The organism is Microbulbifer sp. MCCC 1A16149 (assembly GCF_050368945.1).
In the GTDB taxonomy this organism is placed as follows: domain Bacteria; phylum Pseudomonadota; class Gammaproteobacteria; order Pseudomonadales; family Cellvibrionaceae; genus Microbulbifer.
Genome location: NZ_CP185959.1, coordinates 2,023,381 through 2,045,996 on the forward strand (window position 1 = coordinate 2,023,381; position 22,616 = coordinate 2,045,996).

General features: G+C 55.8%; 13 protein-coding genes. 4 read left to right on the forward strand and 9 right to left on the reverse strand.

Going from position 1 to position 22,616, the window contains the following annotated elements; genetic code table 11:
- Position 1 precedes the first annotated feature (1 nt).
- The 5 genes from gspE to ACONT6_RS08650 form a co-directional block, all read right to left on the reverse strand.
- Entirely contained in the window at positions 2-1,480 is a 1,479-nt protein-coding gene (gspE, locus tag ACONT6_RS08630) for a type II secretion system ATPase GspE (RefSeq protein WP_428821496.1), read from the reverse strand.
- Positions 1,480-3,447 (reverse strand): type II secretion system secretin GspD, encoded by a 1,968-nt coding sequence (gene gspD, locus ACONT6_RS08635; protein ID WP_428821307.1) that lies wholly within the window; start codon positions 3,445-3,447, stop codon positions 1,480-1,482. The genes gspE and gspD overlap by 1 nt, the downstream gene beginning before the upstream one ends.
- A gap of 83 nt (positions 3,448-3,530) precedes the next feature.
- The gene (locus ACONT6_RS08640; RefSeq protein WP_428821308.1) at positions 3,531-4,211 is read right to left on the reverse strand and encodes a type II secretion system protein N; all 681 of its coding nucleotides are present in this window, start codon (positions 4,209-4,211) and stop codon (positions 3,531-3,533) included.
- Between the two features lie 219 nt (positions 4,212-4,430).
- Positions 4,431-5,360 carry an electron transfer flavoprotein subunit alpha/FixB family protein gene (locus ACONT6_RS08645; RefSeq protein ID WP_428821309.1) on the reverse strand — a complete coding sequence of 310 codons (930 nt, stop codon included), beginning with the start codon at positions 5,358-5,360 and terminating at the stop codon, positions 4,431-4,433.
- Entirely contained in the window at positions 5,360-6,109 is a 750-nt protein-coding gene (locus tag ACONT6_RS08650) for an electron transfer flavoprotein subunit beta/FixA family protein (RefSeq protein WP_428821310.1), read from the reverse strand. The genes ACONT6_RS08645 and ACONT6_RS08650 overlap by 1 nt, the downstream gene beginning before the upstream one ends.
- Positions 6,110-6,564: 455 nt before the next feature.
- Here ACONT6_RS08650 and ACONT6_RS08655 point away from each other — a divergent pair, with 455 nt between their 5' ends.
- Positions 6,565-8,187: an electron transfer flavoprotein-ubiquinone oxidoreductase gene (locus ACONT6_RS08655; RefSeq protein ID WP_428821497.1), complete on the forward strand. Its 1,623-nt coding sequence runs from the start codon at positions 6,565-6,567 to the stop codon at positions 8,185-8,187.
- A gap of 184 nt (positions 8,188-8,371) precedes the next feature.
- Here ACONT6_RS08655 and ACONT6_RS08660 read toward each other — a convergent pair whose 3' ends face one another.
- The 4 genes from ACONT6_RS08660 to ACONT6_RS08675 all read right to left on the reverse strand — a co-directional run bounded on the left by ACONT6_RS08660 (position 8,372) and on the right by ACONT6_RS08675 (position 14,523).
- Positions 8,372-11,095 (reverse strand): TonB-dependent receptor domain-containing protein, encoded by a 2,724-nt coding sequence (locus tag ACONT6_RS08660; RefSeq protein WP_428821311.1) that lies wholly within the window; start codon positions 11,093-11,095, stop codon positions 8,372-8,374.
- Between the two features lie 162 nt (positions 11,096-11,257).
- Complete coding sequence (locus ACONT6_RS08665) at positions 11,258-12,931, reverse strand: serine/threonine protein kinase (RefSeq protein WP_428821312.1); 1,674 nt, start codon at positions 12,929-12,931, stop codon at positions 11,258-11,260.
- Positions 12,932-13,277: 346 nt separating this feature from the next.
- On the reverse strand, positions 13,278-13,832 hold the full coding sequence (locus ACONT6_RS08670; protein ID WP_428821313.1) for a DUF1285 domain-containing protein: 555 nt from the start codon (positions 13,830-13,832) through the stop codon (positions 13,278-13,280).
- Complete coding sequence (locus ACONT6_RS08675; protein ID WP_428821314.1) at positions 13,825-14,523, reverse strand: TetR/AcrR family transcriptional regulator; 699 nt, start codon at positions 14,521-14,523, stop codon at positions 13,825-13,827. The genes ACONT6_RS08670 and ACONT6_RS08675 overlap by 8 nt, the downstream gene beginning before the upstream one ends.
- 526 nt (positions 14,524-15,049) lie before the next feature.
- Between ACONT6_RS08675 and ACONT6_RS08680 the strand changes: the two genes are divergently transcribed.
- From ACONT6_RS08680 to ACONT6_RS08690, 3 genes are all read left to right on the forward strand, one after another.
- The gene (locus tag ACONT6_RS08680; protein WP_428821315.1) at positions 15,050-17,632 is read left to right on the forward strand and encodes a collagenase; all 2,583 of its coding nucleotides are present in this window, start codon (positions 15,050-15,052) and stop codon (positions 17,630-17,632) included.
- Between the two features lie 99 nt (positions 17,633-17,731).
- A complete protein-coding gene (locus ACONT6_RS08685; RefSeq protein WP_428821316.1) occupies positions 17,732-19,513 on the forward strand; it encodes a collagenase in 1,782 nt (593 codons plus the stop codon).
- A 232-nt stretch (positions 19,514-19,745) separates the two neighbouring features.
- The gene (locus ACONT6_RS08690) at positions 19,746-22,595 is read left to right on the forward strand and encodes a TonB-dependent receptor plug domain-containing protein (RefSeq protein WP_428821317.1); all 2,850 of its coding nucleotides are present in this window, start codon (positions 19,746-19,748) and stop codon (positions 22,593-22,595) included.
- Positions 22,596-22,616: the final 21 nt, after the last annotated feature.

Genomic DNA, 22,616 nt, shown 5'->3' on the forward strand with positions numbered 1-22,616 from the left:
CTCAGGACTCCTGGGTTACCCGAAGTACTTCTTCCAATGAAGTGGTTCCGGCTAGCACCTTGGCCATGCCGTCATCGCGGATACTCGGCCCCAGTGTTCGGGCCTCCTGGACCAGCGCACTCTCGGAGTCGCGGTCGTGAATCATCTGCCGAAGTTTCTCATTCACCGGCACCAGTTCATAGATACCGATGCGACCGAGATACCCAGTGTGGTTGCATTTTTCACAGCCACCTGGGCGGTAGATGGTCGCACCAACACTCTCATCTACACCCAGCACCTTGCATTCGAAGCTGTCCGCCGGGTGGGGCTGGCGACATTCGGGGCACAGCACCCGCACCAGCCGCTGGGCGAGAACGCCGATCACGCTGGAAGACAGCAAAAAGGGTTCAATCCCCATATCGACCAGACGCGTCACCGCGCCCAGTGCGGTATTGGTATGCAGGGTCGAGAGTACCAGGTGTCCGGTCAAACTCGCCTGAATGGCGATCTGCATGGTTTCCAGGTCGCGAATCTCACCCACCATCACCACATCCGGGTCCTGTCGCAGAATCGCGCGCAGGCCGCGGGCGAAGGTCATATCCGCCTTGGTGTTAACCTGGGTCTGCCCTACCCCTTCCAGGTTGTATTCCACCGGGTCTTCCACGGTAAGAATGTTCTTTTCCCGGTGATTGATACTGGCGAGACCCGCGTACAGGGTGGTGGTTTTACCGGAGCCCGTGGGGCCGGTTACCAGCAGGATACCGTGGGGACGGCCGAGCAGGTCCATCATGACCTTGAGGTCCCGCTCCGCCATACCCAGCTGGCGCATGTCCATTTTTCCCGCCTGCTTGTCCAGCAGTCGCATTACCACGCGCTCGCCGGCGGAAGACGGCATGGTGGAAACACGCACATCCACTTCGCGGCCGCCCATCAACAGCGAGATACGACCGTCCTGGGGGACGCGCTTCTCGGCGATATCCAGCTTCGCCATTACCTTGATACGGGAAACCAGCAGTGGTGCCAGCGCGCGCCGCGGCTGCAGCACCTCTCGCAAGACACCGTCAACACGGAAGCGCACTACCAGGCGTTTTTCGAATGTTTCAATATGGATATCCGAGGCGCCCTGCTTGAGCGACTCGGCAAAAATGGCATTGATCAGTTTGACGATCGGCGCGTCGTCTTCCTGTTCGAGCAGGTCTTCGGTTTCCGGCAGCGAATCGGCCACTGCGGCCAAATCCAGATCGTCGCCCAGGCCCTCGACATCCGAGAGGTTGCCCCCTTCCCGATTCTCGTACTGGCGTTGCAAGGCCTCCTGGAACACCTCTGCCTCAACCGCGGCTATCCCGAGCGGGGTCTCGCACAGGCGCTGGACTTCGGCCAGTACACTGGGATTCAGCGGCGCCACATACTGACAGACCGGGGTTCCTTCGACTTCCGCCAGCAACACCTGATGGCGCTTGGCGAAAGCATAAGGCAGTCGTTTTAACGCGAGATCCGTCATCACTTGACGTCCTCAGGCTCCACCGGGAGTACATCTCCCTCTGTCGCATTGGCTGCGCCAGGCGGCAGCAGGTCCGGCAATACTTCGCCGTGGTTCCAGTCCCAGATGCGGCTGGTGTCGCCACGCAACTGCAGCTGCTTCTCCTGCATATCGCGATAGCGCCTGCGGGTCTCTTCGTACCCAGCAATCTGGGTGCTCAGAATTTTCGGCCGCAGGAACACCATCAGGTTGGTTTTAGCAACTTCCTTGTCCGAGTTGCGGAACAGGCGACCGATTCCTGGGATGTCACCCAGCAGCGGCACCTTCTGGTTGATTTCGGTGACCTTGTCTTCAATCAGACCGCCCAGCACCAGAATCGCGCCATCGTCGATCAGCACCTTGGTACGGATTTCACGCTTGCTGGTGACGATATCCGAGGCTGCCGAACTGGCCACCGGCAGAACGTTTTCAACTTTCTGCTCGATTTCCAGGGTGACGGAATTGTTGTTATTCACCCGCGGCGTGACCTTGAGCGTGGTACCCACGTCCTGGCGCTGAATAGTGGTAAACGGGTCGTTGTTGCTACCGGACAGCAGCTGCTCGCCGGTGATAAACGGAACATTCTGGCCCACCAGGATTTCCGCTTCCTCGTTATCCAGCGCCATGATGGTCGGCGTGGACAGGATATTCGCGTTGTTCTCACTGGCCATGGCATTGACCGCCACGCGCACATCGGTACCGCTGAGGAAGCCCAGGTTCAGGCCGGAGCGGGCCAGGTTCGCGGGCGCAAGGGAGAATGGATTGAACTCAGAGAGAACATTGCCATCGGCATCGATAATCGGTGTTTCCGCAAAGTCGTTTTCAAAACCGGCGAACACATCGTCGTCATCGCCCGCAATCCATTTCACACCGAGTTTGTTGCCGGTACCCTCGGTTACCTCGACGATAATCGCCTCAATCAACACCTGAGCCCGGCGCACGTCGAGCTTGGCAATCACCCCTTTCATGGTCTCCAGCAGAGACGGCGGTGCGGTGAGGACCAAGGCGTTCAACTCCTCGTTGACCTGGATGCTCACCTCGACGTCAGCCACCTGCTGGTCTTTCTCGGTCTTCTGGATACTGCCGCTCATCCCCTCGAGGATTGGCTTCAGGTCCGCGGCGCTGGCGTACTGTACGTATACCACCGCGGTATTCCCTTCACCGGCCAGGGGCTGATCGAGACGCTCGATTACTTTCTTGAGCTGCTGGCGGGTGACCGGATCACCGGTCAGTAGAATACTGTTGGAACGCTCATCCACGGCGATGCGCAGGGGCTGGACGTCGTTACCGGCCTGTTTGCCGCCGCCCTGAAGAAGCTCGTTGATGACCTGCTTGACCTCCTTGGCGGAGGCGAATGCGAGGGGGACCAGCTCGATGTCGATGGCGCCAGCCCTATCCAGCTGCTTGATCAGACGCACGATCTGGTCGATGTTTGCCGCCCGATCGGCGACGATCAGTGTGTTGGTATCGGCGTAGGCGGCCAGGTGGCCGGTCTGGGGAATTAGAGGGCGCAGCATGGCGATCAGCTGCGCGGCAGAAATGTTCTCAACCCGCACCGTACGCACCACCAGGGCTTCGCCGGGCGCGCGGGTCTGGTCATCGATCACCGGTATGGCCTGTTGCTTGGCAAGCGCATCGGGCACCACTTTCCAAGCATCGCCCTGCTCTACCAGGCTGAAGCCATTGACCTGCAGTACCGACATAAACACATCAAAGGCCTGCGGATGGGTCATAGGATCACCCGCGACCACCGTCACCTTACCTTTGACATTGGGATGAACAATGATGTTCTTGCCGGTGAAGTCCGCGGCCCAGTTGATCAGGTCGCGAATATCGGCGTTATCCAGTGAAAGAGTAACCCTCTCCGGGGAAGACTGAGCCAGCACCGAAAACGACAACAAAAAACCCAGGGCGGCTGCAATCAGCCGTCGGTGAAACACGCTCATCATTATAAGTCTGACTCTAATTCTTATTTGGTCGGTAAATTTATGGTCTTGTAAAACGCGCCGTACCCCCCGGCGCGTATTCGAATTTAGCGTTGCTGCGCCCCTTGCCGCTGGCGGGCCATTTCCCGGAGCTTCTCCAGGCGATCACGGATGGATTGCTGCTTGTCCGCGCGATTGGAGGAGGCGTTGGCACTGATCACCCGGGATGCCTCGCGGGCGTAGTTCGCATACTGCTTGGGAACAGTAGGTCGGCCATCTGCATCCGGATAGGTCAGTTTTTCCATCTGACCGTTCCTGCGAAGGATAATATGATCGACCTCGACGGAATAGACCTCGGCGCCACCGGGCAGACTCTGCCCCACGTAAAAACGCTCTGCGGGCTTGCCGCGCTCCGCTACCAGCGCGCTGGCGTGGTCGTTGACACTACTACTGAGGACCCCGGAAAGCACCAGGTTCAGCTGGGTAATCGGAATATTGGCCAGGTCCAGCTCGGGTTCCGCCTCGTTCTTGACGGGGGCAACCCCGAAAAAGGGAGTGGTAGGAAGAGAAGCTGCGGCATTCGACTGGGTTGACCGAATACTGCGCTCGGCCAGCAGGCCGCCATCTGCCTCAGAGGGGACCGCCAGATGCCCATACGCCATCACATTGACCGCGAGCCAGCCGCCTACGACGGCCGCCGTAGCCAACAGACTGCGTCGGGCTGTATTTCGACCGGACGCCGCAGGATTCTGCAGTGCGGACGATATAGTGCGCTTTACCAAAGACATGTTCAAAACCCGTCTCGGCTGTATTACAGACAGCATAGTTCTACTTATTGGGGCGCCTATTCTCGGGGCTAGCACCGAGAAAGGCAACGTTACCGGCCAAACAGATTAATAAATAATCAATCAGGGCGCAAAGCCCGATAACTCAACCCAATACCTGCACCACTAAAAAAGGCGGCTTTCGCCGCCCTTTCCGATCGATGTCAGTATATGACCCCGAAGTTACAGCTTTGTTTCAAGCTCGGGGACCGCATCGAACAGGTCGGCCACGAGGCCGTAATCGGCTACCGAGAAGATCGGCGCTTCTTCATCTTTGTTGATGGCCACAATCACCTTGGAGTCCTTCATACCCGCCAGGTGCTGGATAGCGCCAGAGATACCAACCGCTACGTACAGGTCAGGGGCAACAATCTTGCCGGTCTGGCCAACCTGCATGTCGTTCGGTACAAAGCCGGCATCAACGGCGGCGCGAGATGCACCCACGGCAGCGCCCAGCTTGTCAGCTACCTTGTACAGCAGCTCGAAGTTCTCGCCGTTCTGCATGCCGCGGCCACCAGAAATGACCACACGTGCGGCAGTCAGTTCCGGACGGTCGGATTCAGCCAGCTCTTCACCAACAAACTTGGAGACCGCTGCATCTTCAGCGATGTCCAAGCTCTCGACCGCTGCACTGCCACCTTCTGCGGCAACCGGGTCAAACGCAGTGGTACGCACGGAGGCCACTTTGATGGCATCGGAGCTCTGCACGGTAGCAATCACGTTACCGGCATAGATCGGACGCTTGAAGGTATCCGGACCCTCGACCGCGATGATGTCGGAGATCGGCTGGACGTCCAGCAAAGCGGCTGCGCGCGGCAGCATGTTCTTGCCCGTGGTAGTGGCCGGAGCCAGTACGTGGCTGTAGTTCTTGCCCAGGTCCGCCACCAGTTTGGCGACATTTTCAGCCAGCTGGTGCTCGTAAGCGGCGTTGTCCGCCACCAGAACCTTACTTACACCCTCTGCTTTTGCAGCTGCTTCAGCTGCAGCGCCACAACCGCTACCGGCAACCAGCACGTCAATATCGCCGCCGATGGCCTTGGCCGCAGCGATGGTGTTGAGGGTTGCGCCTTTCAGTTCGGCGTTATCGTGCTCCGCAATTACAAGAATGCTCATCAGATTACTTTCGCCTCGCTTTTCAGTTTTTCCACCAGTTCCGCTACATCGGCAACCTTGATGCCCGCTTGGCGCTCAGCCGGCGGCTCGACCTTCAGGGTCTTGGTGCGCGGGGCGATATCGACACCCAGCTCATCCGGGGTGGTGGTATCGAGGGGCTTTTTCTTCGCCTTCATGATATTGGGAAGAGAAGCGTAACGGGGCTCATTCAGGCGCAGGTCGGTGGTAACCACTGCCGGCAGAGTCAGCTCAACGGTCTGCAGACCGCCATCGACTTCACGGGTAACCTTTACAGAGCCTTCTTCTACATTCACTTCGGAAGCGAAGGTGCCCTGCCCCATGCCAGTCAGCGCGGCCAGCATCTGGCCGGTCTGGTTGTTATCACCATCGATGGACTGCTTGCCGAGGATAACCAGTTGCGGCTCTTCTTTTTCCACGATGGCCTTGAGGCACTTGGCAACCGCCAGCGGTTGCAGCTCAGCATCGGTTTCAACCTGGATACCGCGGTCAGCGCCCAGCGCCAGCGCAGTACGAATCTGTTCCTGGCACTGCTTGGGGCCCATGGATACAGCGATGATTTCGCTGACCACACCCTTTTCTTTCAGGCGTACCGCCTCTTCTACCGCAATCTCGCAGAAGGGGTTAATGGACATCTTTACGTTGGCAGTGTCCACATCTGAACCGTCCGCCTTCGGGCGAACTTTCACGTTGTAATCGACAACGCGTTTCACAGCTACAAGAACTTTCATGAAAATCCCGTCTCAGTAGTCTACTTAGAAGTTGCGACCCGGCGGCCAATACAGCGCCAGGGCAACGTGGGTAACTCGGGCAGCCTCCCGGCCGAGTACTGTGGCGGCCCTGCCAGATCCGCGCAAAGCGGGCGATCTATGGCACCTGCGAGCTCACCTCAAGTTCAAACAGTTGTTTGAGCGGCGTGTATGGTGGCCCTTTCACTGGCCAAAATCAATAGTTGAATACTAAGCCTAGCAGTCATTCATAAGATCAATTTCAGGCCATAATTGCCCTATATTTTACTCCCGGGAAATTGGCATTTTGCGCCGCTTTTGCCAGCAGAAATGAAAACTCCTGCAATTGGTAGGGTGGCCCCGGGGCCGATATAATGCGCCAGCTTATAGATCGCCTACCGTAATTCGGCGACTGAATAATGAAACCTGCTGAGGAGTGACCTGTGGAACGCGAGTCAATGGAATACGACGTAGTCATCGTGGGAGCCGGCCCCGCCGGGCTTGCCGCCGCGTGCAAACTGCGTCAGATCAATGAAGACATCTCCGTCTGCGTCGTGGAAAAAGGCTCCGAAGTGGGCGCCCATATCCTTTCCGGTGCGGTTTTCGAACCTACCGCCATCAACGAGCTGTTTCCGGACTGGAAAGAGCGCGGCGCACCGCTGGAAACCGCAGTCAAGGGTGATGACATCTATGTACTGCGCGGCCCGGAAAAGGCACTCAAGGTTCCGAATATGCTGGTACCCAGTACCATGCACAACGATGGCAATTACATCATCAGCCTCGGCAATCTGTGCCGCTGGCTTGCGGAACAGGCCGAAGCCCTGGGCGTGGAAATTTTCCCCGGCTTTGCCGCTTCAGAAGTACTGTATAACGAAGACGGCTCCGTAAAAGGTATCGCCACTGGCGATATGGGCGTTGGCGCCGATGGCGAACACAAAGACAGCTACATGCAGGGCATGGAGCTGCACGCCAAATACACCCTGTTTGCCGAGGGCTGTCGCGGACACCTGGGCAAGCAGCTGATCGCCAAATTCGGCCTGGACGCCGATCGTGACCCGCAGCACTACGGTATCGGCATCAAGGAGATCTGGAAGGTCGACAGTGCCAAGCACCAGCAGGGCCTGGTAGTACACACCGCTGGCTGGCCGCTGGATGAATCCGGTTCTGCGGGTGGTGGCTTCCTCTATCACCTGGAAGACGACCAGGTAGTGGTTGGCCTGATCACCGACCTGTCGTACAGCAACCCGCATGTCAGTCCGTTTGACGAATTCCAGCGCTACAAGCATCACCCCGTGATCAAGCAGTACCTGGAAGGCGGTCAACGCGTTGCATACGGCGCGCGCGCCATTGTAAAAGGTGGCCTGCAGTCCCAGCCCAAGATGACCTTCCCCGGCGGCCTGCTGATCGGCGATGACGCCGGCACCCTGAACTTTGCCAAGATCAAGGGCAATCACACCGCGATGAAGTCCGGCATGCTGGCCGCGGAGTCCGTGGCAGAAGCACTGGCTGCAGAGCGCACCAGCGATGAAGTCACCGACTACAGTGAGCGCTACAAAAACAGCTGGGCGTGGAAAGAACTGCATATGCAGCGCAACTTCGGTCCGGCACAGCACAAGTGGGGCAACATCCTTGGCTCGGCTTATGCGTTCCTCGATATCAATGTGTTCAAGGGCAAGCTGCCCTGGACCCTGAGCGACAGCAAAGCAGATCACGCACAGCTGAAACCCGCAGCGGACTGCAAGAAAATCAACTATCCCAAGCCGGATGGTGTGCTGAGCTTTGACAAGCTCTCCTCGGTGTTTATCTCCAACACCAACCACGAGGAAGATCAGCCATGCCACCTGACCCTGAAGGACAGTGATATCCCGCTGAACCACAACCTCCCCATCTATGACGAACCCGCTCAGCGCTACTGCCCTGCCGGTGTCTATGAAGTCATTGAGGAAGGTGACAGCAAACGCTTCCAGATCAATGCGCAGAACTGCGTGCACTGCAAGACCTGCGATATCAAGGATCCCACCCAGAATATCGTATGGATAACGCCCGAAGGTGGCGGCGGCCCCAACTATCCCAATATGTAATCGGTCAGTCGATTTTTCAAAGGGCACCTCTGGTGCCCTTTTTTCGTTCCGCCTTCAGCGCTCCGTCCCAACCTTTCCTCACATAAAAAAACCGGACACTGTTGCCAGCGTCCGGTTCATCAAGGCATCCCTGTTGCGTTTTAACTTCCAGGTATTTTTTCTACTTACCGCGCAATACCGCTAATCAGAACTGGTATTGGGCACTCAGGGAAAAGGACTGACCCGGCTTCTGCTCGAACACAATCACATCTGCGCGCTCGATCTCAATGGCTTCATCCAGCATATTCTGCATCTTCGCCTTGATTGTGATCTCTTCGGTCGGGTACCAGGAGTAAGTCAGGTCCAGGGAGTGGAACGGCTGCTCGTAGGCATCGGGCGCGCCGTTGCGGCCGGCCAGGTACAGGCGATCACCAAAAACGTTGTAGCCCAGGGTTGCGGAGTGATTGCCATCCGGGGAATCAAAGCCGATCAGCATATTCACAACGTACTCAGAGGCACCGGTCATTTCGCGAATCGGTGTAGTGGGCGCATCCGCTTCCGCACCCGCGACCAGCTCGGTTTCCTGCACGGTCAGGTTGCCCTGCAGGAAGAAGCTGTCCATGAATTCACCCATAAAACCGAGACTCTTGAGACCCTCGATTTCGACTCCGGTAATCTCTCCGGACTCCGCATTGATAATCTCGCGGGCCACATTGGTATCACTGGACGCCAGCTCGAAGAACTCAATCGGGTCGAGAATATCTTTGTAGTACGCCGAAATGGTCAGGTTATCGCCATTGTCGAAGAACCATTCGCCGCGAATATCAAAGTTGGTGATCTCAGACGGACGCGCGTTCGGGTTACCCTTGATCTGCTCATCGGTAATCGGGTCGATATAGATGGCATCGGTAATTTCACGCAGGTCAGGACGGACCGCCGTCTTACTGGCACCAAAGCGTAACTGGAAGGTATCGGCCCACAGATTGCCCATGTAAGTCAGGGACACAGACGGGTATACCGCATCTTCCACATAAGTCGCATCGCGCAGCTCATCCGGGTCATTGGTGATTTGCGGATCCTCGAGGGTGTAGCCGTAGGGGTTCCAGTCGAGCGCTACCTGGTTGTATTCCTCCCAGCGAGCACCGGCGGCAAGACGCCATGTCTCATTCAGAGTCCAGTCGACCTTACCAAACGCCGCGTCTGTCAGGGTCGCCGCAATGTAACTCTGGTTATTGGAACCGGCGCGATCAAATACATAGTTGTTGTCGGTATCCGTGATCTGATCATCGCCAAACACGTCGTTCAGGCTACCACCCAGAGAGCTCGGATCATCCACGCTCAGCACGCCAATACGAAATTCGCTCTGCTTGTAGGTACGGCCTTTTTCGGTACGGGCATAACCACCGCTCAGTTCCAGACTCGAACTGGAGAAGTACAAAGGCAGGGTCGCGCTCCAACCATAGTTAATTACTTCGTCATCCAGCTCGGTAAAGCGGAAACCTGAGCTGTTCACGCCGACACTCACGGAAGAGGAAACCACCTCACCGCTCGCATTGGTAATCGCGTCAGAACTGATGCTGACTTCGTTGGGGATATCGGTGCGCGCGGACGAGTCGGAGTAGAACCAGTCTACAGTTGTCTCTTCAGGCACCCAGTCCAACAGGCCGCCCGGCACCAGAGATTTACTCATCGGTCCAAACTGGTGGCTACCTTTCACCTGGTTTACCAGCATGTCGCGCTCTTCATACTTGATCGTGTATTCGCGGAAACCACGGCCATCAGAGACCTGGCGGTTTTCGTTGAAGTAATCGCGGATGGAGGCATCGTCGTCGGTATTGCGCAGATACAGACTGGTCAGGATAACTTCCTGCTCATCCGCGTAGCGAATACCCAGATTGACGTTCCCGCTGATATCTACCGAGTAGGTCGAGGTGTTTTCGGTATCAGTACGCTCCTCCGGGAAACCGTAACTGCGCTTGAGGGTTTCCTGCTCGCGCCACTTGTTCTTGTAGGAGCCACCCGCCAGGAAACCTACTTCCCAGTCGTCACTCAAGTAGAAACGATTGCCAACGCTGCCTTTCAGGTCCATATCCGGATTGCTGGTTTCTTCCGTCAGCTCTACGTCGCGATTCAGACTCAGTGCAAGATTGCGATTCAAGCGCTGTGCAGCGGCAATGGCTTGCGATGCGGAGGCAAACTCCCGGCCCTCACGCTCGAGCCCCTTACGAATATCCTGGACACCCAAACGGCCCTGGAAACGCTGAAGCGCGGCCTGTAGCTGGTAAGGCAGTGCACGGGTACCATCATCAGCACCAAACTGGTCGTCGTCGCCACCGCTGTAAGACAGCACATCGCCATCGGTTTCGCTGTTCGTACCACTACCGATCTCGATCGAATAAGTCAGATCATCGGGAATACCCTTGGTACGGATATCCACGTTACCGCCACCAAAGGTTGCCGCCTGGTCGGCGGAATAAGATTTCTGTACCGCCAGGGACTCGACCACCGAGGTCGGAAAAATGTCCAGCGGAATCACATTGCGGGTCAAATCCGGCGAAGGCACAGTGGCCCCGTTCAGCGTGGTACTGGAGTAACGCTCACCGAGACCGCGAACGTAAACAAACTTGTCGTTTACCAGGGAGAGACCGGAGACACGGCGCAGCGCTGCAGCAACGGTGGAGTCCCCTACCCGGCCAATCATTTCTGAACCGAGAATATCGGTTACCACTTCCTCGTCCAGACGCTCGCTTACCAGCATTTCTGCGGAATCTTTCAGGCGCCCCTGAACCATAACTTCTTCAATTTGCGGGGCCTGAGGGCCCTCGACAGTATCCAGTTCTGCCTGCGCAAAAGCATTAGGAGCAATGATGGAGGCCGTGGCGATAGCCAATACCAGCGGCGCTCGTTGAAACTTTTCGTTCTTTACCATTTCCCAGGCCTCTTATCGTTCCTGCGTATTGTTCTATTGGTCTATATCGATCGGCGGTAATCGTCCGCCACGACATCTCAGAATCAAATAGGGCGCCGGCTCCAGGTCTTGAAGGCGGCGCCCTTCATGGCCGGGGCATCACACCCCGACCACACTCAGCTTTTATTGCTCGAACCAGAGAGCCTGAGCACGACTGCCTTCGTGCAGACCGTAGGTCCAGCCAGACGTCCAATCAGTATCACCGGCACTCAGTGCACCCAGGTAAGCGCGCTCAACCGGAGTGATAGTTACCGCAGCGTCGTTCACCATCATGCTGCCAGTGTCGATAGAGAAGACAGACAGCGGGCCTTCCAGTACCTGGAAGCCGGTATCGGCCGCGGCGGTCGGGTTCAGAGCGGCGGAGGCCGGAACGTTGGCAAATACGTTGCCGTTGGCAACCGCCCAGGTTTCCAAATCGTCAGCACCGATGGGGCCGCCTTTGGTTTTGTCTGCACAGGCAAAGATGTTGGAAGTGATCGCAGCATCAACCCCGGCTTCCAGTGCAGCGGCGGTTTCGTCACTTTCTACACGCAGGCAGTAGTTGCTACCTTCAACGCCGTTCTCATCCGCAGCGAAGGAGCCGATCACCATGGAGTTGGTAATCATCGGGAAGATGCCTTCGCGGAAACGCCAGCCAGCGCCCGGATCGTGGGTGCCTTCAGACTGGGTGGAGATGATGCAGGTCAGACCATCGATGACAGGACGGCTGTTCAGGCCAGCCGCAACAATGTTGCTGTTGCGCTCGAGGTCGCTGGCATTTTCGGTGGAGTAAGAACCGATACCGTCGGACTCGATACAGTGGTTACCGTCGGTCGCACTCTGAATAACTAGGGCGTTAGTGATGGAGCCGCTCCAGCCTTCATCGATATCGATGGAGTCATCACGAACGTACATGGCCAGATAGTTTTCAAAGCTGACTGCACCACCAAACATTTCGATGCCGTCATCGTAAGTGGAGTAAACCTGCAGGTTTTTAACCATGGTACCGGAACCGACTGCACTGAAGGTGATGCCGTTCAGCTCGTCACCGTTGGCCACTTCCGCACCGGTGTGCTTCACACGCACGTATTCCATCTGGCCGGAGCTATCGCTGTTGTTGTCACCACCATAGTTGGACTGGTCCTTACCGGCAGCGCCTTCAGCCAGTACGTGACATTCGGAAGTTTGCAGGTCAGCGTCATAGGCACATTTGTTGGTGATGCCGAAGCCATTGATCACCATGCCGCCCCACTGCTGTACATCTTCAGGACCTACAGTGCCTTCTACGTCAGACAGAGAAGTAAAAGTGATCGGATCCTGAGCGGTACCCACCGCGAACAGCTGGGAGCCGCGGTTGATGACCATAAATTTGGTGCTGTTCGGGAAAGCTACGGTGGCACCGGCCTGAACAGTCAGTTTGGCGCCATCACCGCCTTCGGCGATACCCGCTGCAGCCATAGTGGTGTCGTCATCGTAGTTGTTGCCGACAAACAGGCTGCCTTCAAAGATGTGCGAACCGCCGTTTTCCAGAGCCGGGATAACCAGATCGACAGTAAGCGGATTGCCTGAGTCAACAAACGCAGCGCTATAAGTACAGTTACCAGTAGCGGAATCAAATTCGCCCTGCTTCACGCTGCCAGCTTTCTCGTAAGAAGCACACGGATTGTTTTCGACACCACCGTTGTCGCCGCCGCCGGTAGAGTTATCTACAGAGTTATCTTCGTTAACCGGAGCAATGTTGATGCCGCCGCTGTCACAGCCAGCCAGCAGACCAGTGATAGCAGCCGCAAGCAGCAGCTTCTTGGTTACAAGTTTCATGTATCCCCCTAACAAGGATGAAGTGAATTAATCCGTGAATATTTTTTTAATGCCAAAGCAATTTGGACGAGGGGGAGTCTAGGAATGGAGTGTTGCGAAAATGTTACGAATGAAAGACGCAGACAAGAAATTTAGCGAATTAATTCAAAAATATTTCATTGTGAATTTTTTATGTCGATTGCGTTTCTATATTGCTTCAACAATATTTCAGGGAGATCCCTAAACCGGGAAAATAACAAAGCGAGAACAGAAATTTAGGGAGGGGAACAAGAACATAATGGACAGGAAAAATCAGTCGCTGGTTAATTATTGAACCGATCTCCGCGGCGGTCAATAATCAACCAGATCAGTACTCGCCGAGTAAAAATTCTTCACCATTACTTTTCAACCAGAGCTGACACAACCTGGCTGGCGGCTCTTGAGGCTCACGTGGCTCAGCCCAATCAATGAGCTGGTAGTAGACATCGCGAGACATCCGGCCTTCAAGCCCTGCGCGCACCTCAATATAGGGGATAGGCAGCGGTGGATCGCCGAATGGCTTGAGTATTAAAGGGTGGGATTTATCGAGGGGAACGACATCGCCGGTATTGGTGGTCAGCAAAACCTGATCCCCTTCCCGCGCCGCCTGGGTCACAAGGAAAGGGACATCTTCTACACGGATACGCCATTTTTCCACCGGTGTTACCAGATAGTAATGACGCCCCTCTCGCTTGAGAATACTGGCAAAGAGTTTCACCAGCGGATGGCGCTTGATTTCTGAGCCCTCGTGAATCCAGTGGCCATCGGCCTGGATCACGAGGTCCATATCGCCGCACAAATCAGGGTTCCATTGCGCCACGGGCGGGTGGCCACGGAACTCCTGCTGCAGCTTTTCAAGTTGCTGGAAAAGCGGTTCAGCCAAAGCTACTACCCGGTGTTGCAGAAGGTGTCTGGGCCTGTGGCTCGGCCTGGGACTGACCAACGCCGCGGCGTCCAGAGATGTCGCCAATGTGCACACCGACATCCATGATGAACTCCATCAGGCCTTCGCGATCCTCGATCACGTCGGCGAAAGACTTGGAGTGGTACAGCTCAACAGCGCCCTGAACCAATGCCCAGTAGGTGGAGTAGTAATAGTAGGCGGGCACTTTTTTCAGTACCCCCTGCTCCATACGGCGCTCGAACACGCGGTTAAGCGCGGAAGCGTTGGAGTTACGCAGGGCGTGTAGCTCGGCGATCATTTCCGGCGCCAGGTTGAGCGCAATAATCTTCTCTTCCAGTCGCTGGAACAGTCGATCCCGGGCGGGGTCCGCCATACGGGACTCAAAGTAGGCTCGAGCCGGCGCCGTAATATCGCCCTGCTCTGCGGTCGCGACGGCGCTTTTCAGGCGCTCAGTCAGAGATTTCTCATAGTCCATCAGCAGGCGCATGTAGATCTCCGTCTTGGAGATGAAATGCTTGTAAATGGTCCCCTTGCCGATGTCTACCCGCTCGGCGATCTGCTCAACGGTGACCTTCTCTTCACCGTGTTCCAAGAGCAGCTCCAGTGCCGCATCCAGGATACGCTGCTCCCGCGCGCGAAATCGCTGAACCTTCTCTTTTGCCTTATCCATACTTCCGACCTTAGCTGTCCGTGAATTTGGAGACTGAAATTGACTATCCATTCATGAATGATAGGCAATTCCCCTAGCTTGGAAAAGTAATTCCACAGCTTGCGGCAGGACTTTGCGTCCAATCACACCCGATGAATGACTAAAACCGTGCGTTTATTCACATTGCATCGAGTCTCCGGGACCGGGCGCTCTCACCCGACACACAATATTACGCACTCCCGCCTCATACATTGACTCTAGTCGGTCACCCCCTGATTGGTCACTTTTCAACCTCGGTTTGCGCCACAGTTCGAGTTTTCCTCTCAAAAGAGCATTTGGGCGACGCCAAATTGTCACAGCGTGACGCACTACCATAAATTTATTGCGTGCAATATTATGTTTTTGCACTCAATAAAACATAGGAGGCAACCCACAACATAACCACAACGGGCAATGTGAGCCATCGGCCCGACATCAGCCGGATGGGTGACCTGCTACGCCCACCATCCTGACCTGAACACATGCAAAGAATAAAGAAGAGACAACAATGATCACGAACCTAAAGAAGGTATCGGTAAACTCGATAGTTACCGGCCTAACCGGTTTACTACTGGTAACCGCATCGCAAGTGCACGCCGCACCGCAACCTGCAACTCCGACACTACAAAGCACAAATAGCGCACAGCAACACAGTACGCCAATAAGCAATTCACCGGTAACCGCGCCGGTGGAACCCCGCTATCAACCCCCTACTTCCACTGCGACACCACAGCAGTTGAGTACCCAAACGCTCTCCATAAGCACCATGGCCGAACCACTCGCCACCTGTGATGTAACCGGCTATGCGCAAAACAGCGGTCAGGGGCTGGTGGATCATATCCTCAACTCAGAAACCAGCTGTATCAACGATCTGTATGACGGTGACAGCAATAGTTTCGCGAGTTTCACTCCGCAAAAAATGATCACCGTGGCCAATGCCGCCTCACAAATGGCCGGAGATTACGTCGCCTCAGCCGGGGACAGCAGTGTCAACAAGCTGTTCTATTTTCTGCGCACCGGCTATTACATCGAGTACTACTACCCGGACAATGTGAGCTTCGACTCCGCCGTGCAGAGCTCGGTTGTGGGCGCACTGGACAGTTTTACCGGAAATCCGGATTTTTACAGTGTATCCAGTAGTCATGGGGAAGCGATCCGCGATGCCATCGTACTGATCGACAGTGCAGGCGAAAATACGCGGTATCTCCCGGTGGTAAAAAACTGGCTACAGAGCTGGAATCAGAATGCCGGTTCCTTCAGCAGTATGCGTGCGGCAGTCAATGGCATTTTCACGGTTCTGTTTCGCGGTCACTACATCCAGGAATTTGTCGATACCGCGGGCAGCGACACCCAGCTGATGCAGTCGCTGGGCGTATTCGCCCGCACTGACTGGATGCTGGATTCCTCGGCCCTGTTCATGCAGGAAAACGCCGGGCGAGAACTGGCGAGATTTCTGCAACATGAAACGGCGCCTGCGTACTCCACGGTTCAAAACCAGGTACAGCAGGTACTGGACCGCTACAGTATGACCGGCACTGGAAAAAGTGTGTGGATTGCGACGGCCGGAAATGCCGAATACTACGGCGACTGTAATGATTTCGGTATCTGCGGATTTGCCGAAGACCTGGAACAACAGGTACTGGCTGACCGACACACGTGCAGCAGTAGCCTGCGTATCCACGCGCAGGATATGAGCAGCACCGAAATGTCGGACTCCTGCTCACAGCTGGCAGATCAGGAAACCTACTTCCACCAACTGCTCGCGACCAACTACAACCCGGTCGCGGATGACCTGAATACCGATCTGGAAGTGGTCGTATTCGACGATTGGGACGAGTACAACACCTACGCGTCATTGTTCTATGGTATCGACACCAATAATGGCGGTATGTACCTGGAAGGTGATCCATCAAGTGCTGATAATCAGGCGCGATTCATTGCCCATGAAGCGGATTGGTTACGTCCGGATTTTGAAGTCTGGAACCTGACCCACGAGTATGTGCACTACCTGGATGGCCGCTTTAACCTGTACGGTGGTTTCGGCGATGCGCGTACCGGCACCCACAAGACCGTGTGGTGGATTGAGGGACTTGCAGAATATGTTTCCAAGCAGGATTTCAACGATACCGCGATAGATCTCGCCCGCACCGGGGAATTCAACCTGAGCGAAATCTTTGCCAACACCTACAGCAGTGGCCAGGATCGCGTATACCGCTGGGGCTACCTGGCGGTGCGCTTCATGTTCGAAAAGCACCACAGCGAAGTCGTCCAGCTGTTGGCATACCTGCGCGCAGGTGACTACGACGCCTACCTCAACTACGTCAACAATATCGGCACCACTTACGACACCGAGTGGCAGAGCTGGCTGCAACAGGTGGAAAGTACCACAGACGGCGGTGGCGACGACGGCGGCGATAACGGCGGTGACGGTACACCTACTGCCCTTTCCAATAATGTGGAAGTGAGCGGAATCTCCATTGCAACCGCCGGAGATGACCTGCACTACTACATTGATGTCCCGGCAAATACAGAGAGCCTGAGTGTAGCCATCAGTGGCGGCATTGGCGATGCGGACCTGTACCTGCGCTACGGTAGTGAAGCCACCGACACCGAGTACGCATGTCGTCCCTATATCGGTGGCAATACGGAAGTTTGTGACATCGAAAACCCGCAACAGGGTCGCTGGTACGTCAGAGTGAAAGCCTACCAGGCATTTAGCGGCGTCAGCCTGCTGCCGAGTTTCATCACTGGCAGTACCCTTTCCTGCAGTGGCACGCCGGTATCCTACGGAAGCCTGGAACTGGGAAGCAGCACTTGCCTGTCCGACAGCAGCAGCCTCAACTATTACTACACCTACATTCCGGAAGGAACCAGCAGCCTCACCGTGAAACTCTTCGGCGGCCAGGGTAATGCTGACCTGTATCTGAACGATGCTACCTGGGCCACCGAGTCCGATTACGATCAGCGCGCTACCAATACTGGTAACGAAGAAACACTGACCGTGAACGCACCGGACTCCGGCTGGTACTACATATCGGTCGTTGCCACTGAGCCATACAGCAACGTCGGCATCCAGCTGATCGCCAATTAACCACTCGCAAACAGGTAGTCAATCCCGGCCAGGTGCCGGGATTGCCGCCTTTAATTCTTCGACAAGAAATTATTAAAAGAGCTTGGAGAATCGCGCTTGATGTATTCCTTAAATTCTCTACCTACAAGGTTCACTTTACTCTCCGCCATCGTGGCGGTAATCATCAGTGCCTGCAGCCTCAAGCAGGGCACGAATGACGAAGTTGCCCAGATACTCTCCCCCGACAGTCAACTGTGGCAAACGGGTAATATCCATACGCCCGAACATTTTCACAGATCCATTGAACAACTCGGCCAATTACTCTCCACATCGAATCCCGACCTCGGCGAGGTGGACCGGCTGTTGTATTTTTTGCGCGCCTATAGCTACTTCGGGCCATACGAACCCATTGACCATATACAGTGGCTGACCCTGGATACGGTAATTACCAGACTCCGTGAACACCGGGCCTTCAGCGCAGACAACGACCAAGCGGCACGCTTGCAGGAGCACTTCGCCGTCACCCTCTTCCGCTTTTACGACAGGGATCCTCTGGCCGCCCGATTACAACCCCATATGGATACGCTTCTCGCGGTTCTTGAGCGATACCAGAGCGGCGATCTATCCGCACCCAAACAATATGCCCTTTGGGAGAGTCTCCGTGCAGTTGGTTTTCTTGGCTACCAAGCACGCAGCAACCAAATGATTGCGGACACCCTTTTAGATCACAAGCGCCTGGAAAGCACGCTGCTCGAGTTTTCTCGCAGTGATAATGGATTCACCGATGAGCGCAGCTGGCCGCTCCATCACACTTTGTGGGCACTGGGTAATCTGCAGCTACTGATGGACGAAGAACAGGGCAAACTTCTGGACGAAACTGTGTGGCGGTTACTTTCCAGAGACCTCACTGGCTTGAGCCAGGCACAGCAACAAGCACTGTATACCCGGCCATTTCTGGTCACATCGTTTCGCGGAAAAAGTGCCTGTGAGGAGGAATTTCCCGGGCGCTGTGCCTTGCCGGATGAATCTATCGCGCTGCCGATTACCCACGATTGCTCGGAATCTTTGGCAATCAGAGCCAACAGCATGGGCGATGCCGCGCTGCTCAGCGCCTGTGAAAAGATGCTCGCACAGGAACAGGACTTCCACTTCAAGCTGGCGAGTGACGGGCAACCCGTAGCCGAGGATCACAATAACAAGCTCGAGGTGGTAGTGTTCGACAATTACAGTCAATACAACCAGTACGCCTCGCTGCTATTCGATATCAACACCAACAATGGCGGTATGTATCTGGAAGGCACGCCGGAGGAGCCGGGTAATCAGGCGCGCTTCATCGCGTTCGAGGCCTTCTGGAAGGACCCGGATTTCACCATCTGGAATCTGGAGCATGAGTACGTGCACTACCTGGATGGCCGATTCAACAAACGGGGCGGCTTCGGGCATTTCCCCAGTCACATGGTCTGGTGGTCGGAGGGACTGGCAAACTATATTGCACAGGGAGAGGACTACGACAGCGCCCAGCGGGACCTGAACAAGAGCCGTCCATCGGAATACCCGAGCCTCGCCGATATCTTTGCCACTACCTATGATGACGGTTCTACCCGGGTTTACTCCTGGAGCTACCTCGCCATCCAGTTCCTGTACCAACAGGACCGAAGCCACTTGTCACGCCTGGCCGACCACCTGCGCGCTGACGATTTCGAAGGCTATACGGCGGAGCTCGAAAAACTCGCAGATACCCTGCAACCGGCCTTTGCCGACTGGCTAACACAAAGAGCGAGTACAGAAACAACGGCCGCTGAGCCGGAGAAGTTACCGCGCCGGCTATACCGCTACCTGTATCGCGACTATCTCCAGCCGCTGGAGCTCTCCGCCGGAGAACAACACCGCCACCTCGGATGAGATCACAGCAAGTTCACGCCGCAGGCAACCGCCTGCGGCAGTCTCCCTCCACCCGTCCACCCGCCAAATTTTCCGCAGCATCTACTCAACGATAAGCCTCGCTCCAGCCCTACTGTCACACTGCCAGCTGCACGCCGCAGATAAAAACCTATTGCACACAAAAGCACATTTAGTTAGTGTTAATGTGCTCTTGCACACAAAATAAAACATAACACTACAAGGGGAACAGCAAATGCAGACCTCCAAGAAACTGCTGGCCATCGCCATTGCGGCGACCGCCAGTCATTCCGCCCTGTCGCAATCCGCCGCGAACGACAATGCCGACAACAATGTCGGGGATGCAGCGCTGGTCGAGGAACTGGTGGTGACTGGATCGAGAATTCAGCGCTCCACTTTTGATACGCCATCGCCTACATCGGTGATCGATAAAGAAGCCATTCAGATGACCGGTGAGCTGAACCTGAACGAGGTGCTCTCGACCATGCCTCAGTTTGGTTCCGGTTACGATGCCACCAGTGGCAGTTATTCCTTTGGTAACTCCGGCCTCAATGCGCTGGATATGCGGGACCTCGGCGTAAAACGAACCCTGTCGCTGGTAAACGGCCATCGTCCGGTGCAGATCACCAGTGACAACAACACCATGGTCACCGAAATTGGCATGATTCCCGCGGAACTGGTGGAGCGAATCGAGGTGCTGACCGGTGGCGCATCCGCTGTTTACGGGGCCGATGCGGTCGCGGGTGTGGTGAACTTCATCCTCAAAGACAACTATGAGGGTGTTTCCGTGCGGACCCAGCTGGGCACCACCGAAGAAGGTGGCGCGGACAACGGATCCCTCACTTTCACCTTCGGCGAAAACTTTGCAGACAACCGCGGTAATTTCGCGTTATCCCTGGACTACTTCGAACAGAAGCCCCTCTACTATCGCGATCGCGAAAGTGCTGCCGGCCGCACACGCTATATTCCCAACCCGGAAAACACGGGCCCGGAAGATGGTATCCCGGATTTCATCATCCACAACAACATCACCTACCCGGACTTCAATATCACCGGAAATGCTTTTGGTGTATGGAATCCGGAATACGGCGAAAGCGACTGGTACCAGCTGAATGGTGATCAGGCGCAACTGAGGACACCAGCGTCTGCCCTTTCCCAGGGATGGATGGCAACCGACGGCAGTGGTTACGATCCCAACGCGTACAACTTTGCCCGCAGCCCGTTCGAGCGCTTGAATGGCTACAGTCGCGTCACCTATGACCTGACCGACACTACGCGCTTCTCAGCGGATCTTATGTACTCGAAGACCGAGTCTTACGATGAAATCGATCCCGATTTTATCTGGGGTACCTGGACCACAGTTGAAGATCTTGAGTCAAACGGCATCGCCATCCCCACCGGTGTGCAGCAGGTATTGTCCGACTACGGCGACAACTGGCTTTTACTGCCTTATACCTTCTCCAATGCCGGCCCCCGCTGGCATACCACCGAGCGGGAATATGTCGCGGTCAGCGCAACCCTCGAAGGCGAGTTTAAAAATGGCTGGAAATGGGACACCTACTTCAATACCGGCATGACGGACTCCCAGCTCACCCAGGGTAATAGCCTGCGTTACGACCGTTTAGACAGCAGTAATTTCACCCTGATCGGGCCCTGTGTAGAGGACGGAACTTGCCCGGACTTCTCACCATTTACGCCTTCGTCTGACGCTGTACATGACTACGTCATGGCCACCCATACCACCAATACGGATGTGGCGCAGCATGCATTCGCTGCAAACCTGACGGGGGATCTGCTCGAATTGCCGGCGGGGTTTGCGAAATTCGGTGCAGGCTTTGAATCTCGCTACGAAAGCCTCGACTACCAGCCTTCCGAGCTGTGGAAATCCGGCGTACTGAGCTCCCAGCAAACCGCCATTGATGACGTGAGCCGCACGGTTCATGAAGCCTACGGGGAACTGCTGGTTCCGCTACTCGCCGATTTGCCACTCATGCAGAGCCTGGAGTTTGAAGCCGCAGTTCGCGGTGCAGAGTACTCCACCGAAGCCGCCAACTTTACCAGCTGGAAAACCGGGCTTAACTGGGCGATCAACGACAGCCTGCGTTTCCGTACTGTGTACTCCAAAGCCGTGCGCGCCCCGCAACTAGGCGAAATGTACCTCGGTACCAGTATCGGCTATACCGACCTGACCGACCCTTGTGATGCCGATGAAATTGATGGCGGCCCCGCCGACGGTCGCCGCGCCGCCAACTGCGCCGCATTGGGTATCGATGCCGGCTGGGACTCCAACCTCAAGGGCCAGCGTGGCCGGGTAATTTCTGAGGGCAACCAGGATCTCAAGGAAGAAGATGCGACGACCTTTACCGCGGGCTTTGTATTCACGCCGTCGTCCATCGACGGCCTCAATATTTCAATCGACTACTACGATATCGATCTGACCGACATGATCGTGCGCTTTGGAGCGAGCAACACCCTGGCGCTGTGCGTGGATTCGGAAAGTGTTAACAACGATTTCTGTACCCAGGTTGTGCGCGCCGCAAGCGGCGATGTCGAGTCCGTACGCGATACCTATATCAATGCGGATGGCTCACGCCGCACCGGTGTGGATATTGAAGCGGATTACCAGTTCAGCCTGGTGGACGCGTTCAATCTGCCCGGCGATATGCGGTTTAACCTCGTCACTACGCGACAGCTGGAGAGTTCCTATTCTGCCACCAACAACCTTACCGGGGAGCTGGAAACCACGGACTATCTCGGCGAGTTTGGCGTGCCCAAATGGAAAGCGGATCTTCGCACCAGCTACTACCTGAATGATCTGTCGGTGAGCCTGACCACCAAGTTTACCCAGGGTGGGCCTATTGACCTGGATGGCCGCGCAGAGCGCTACGAAAGCAGTGAAGTAAAAGACTCCCTCTACTTCAATCTGTGGGCGGGATACCAGATTGTGGAATCGACGCAGCTGTACCTGGGCGTCAACAACCTGAGCGATGAGCGTTGGACCGACCATCCCTACACATCCTATGGTTCAGCCAACTATTCGCTGCTGGGACGCACCTTGTATGCGGGGGCCCAGCTCAAGTTCTGAGGCATTAAACGTATTCACCAC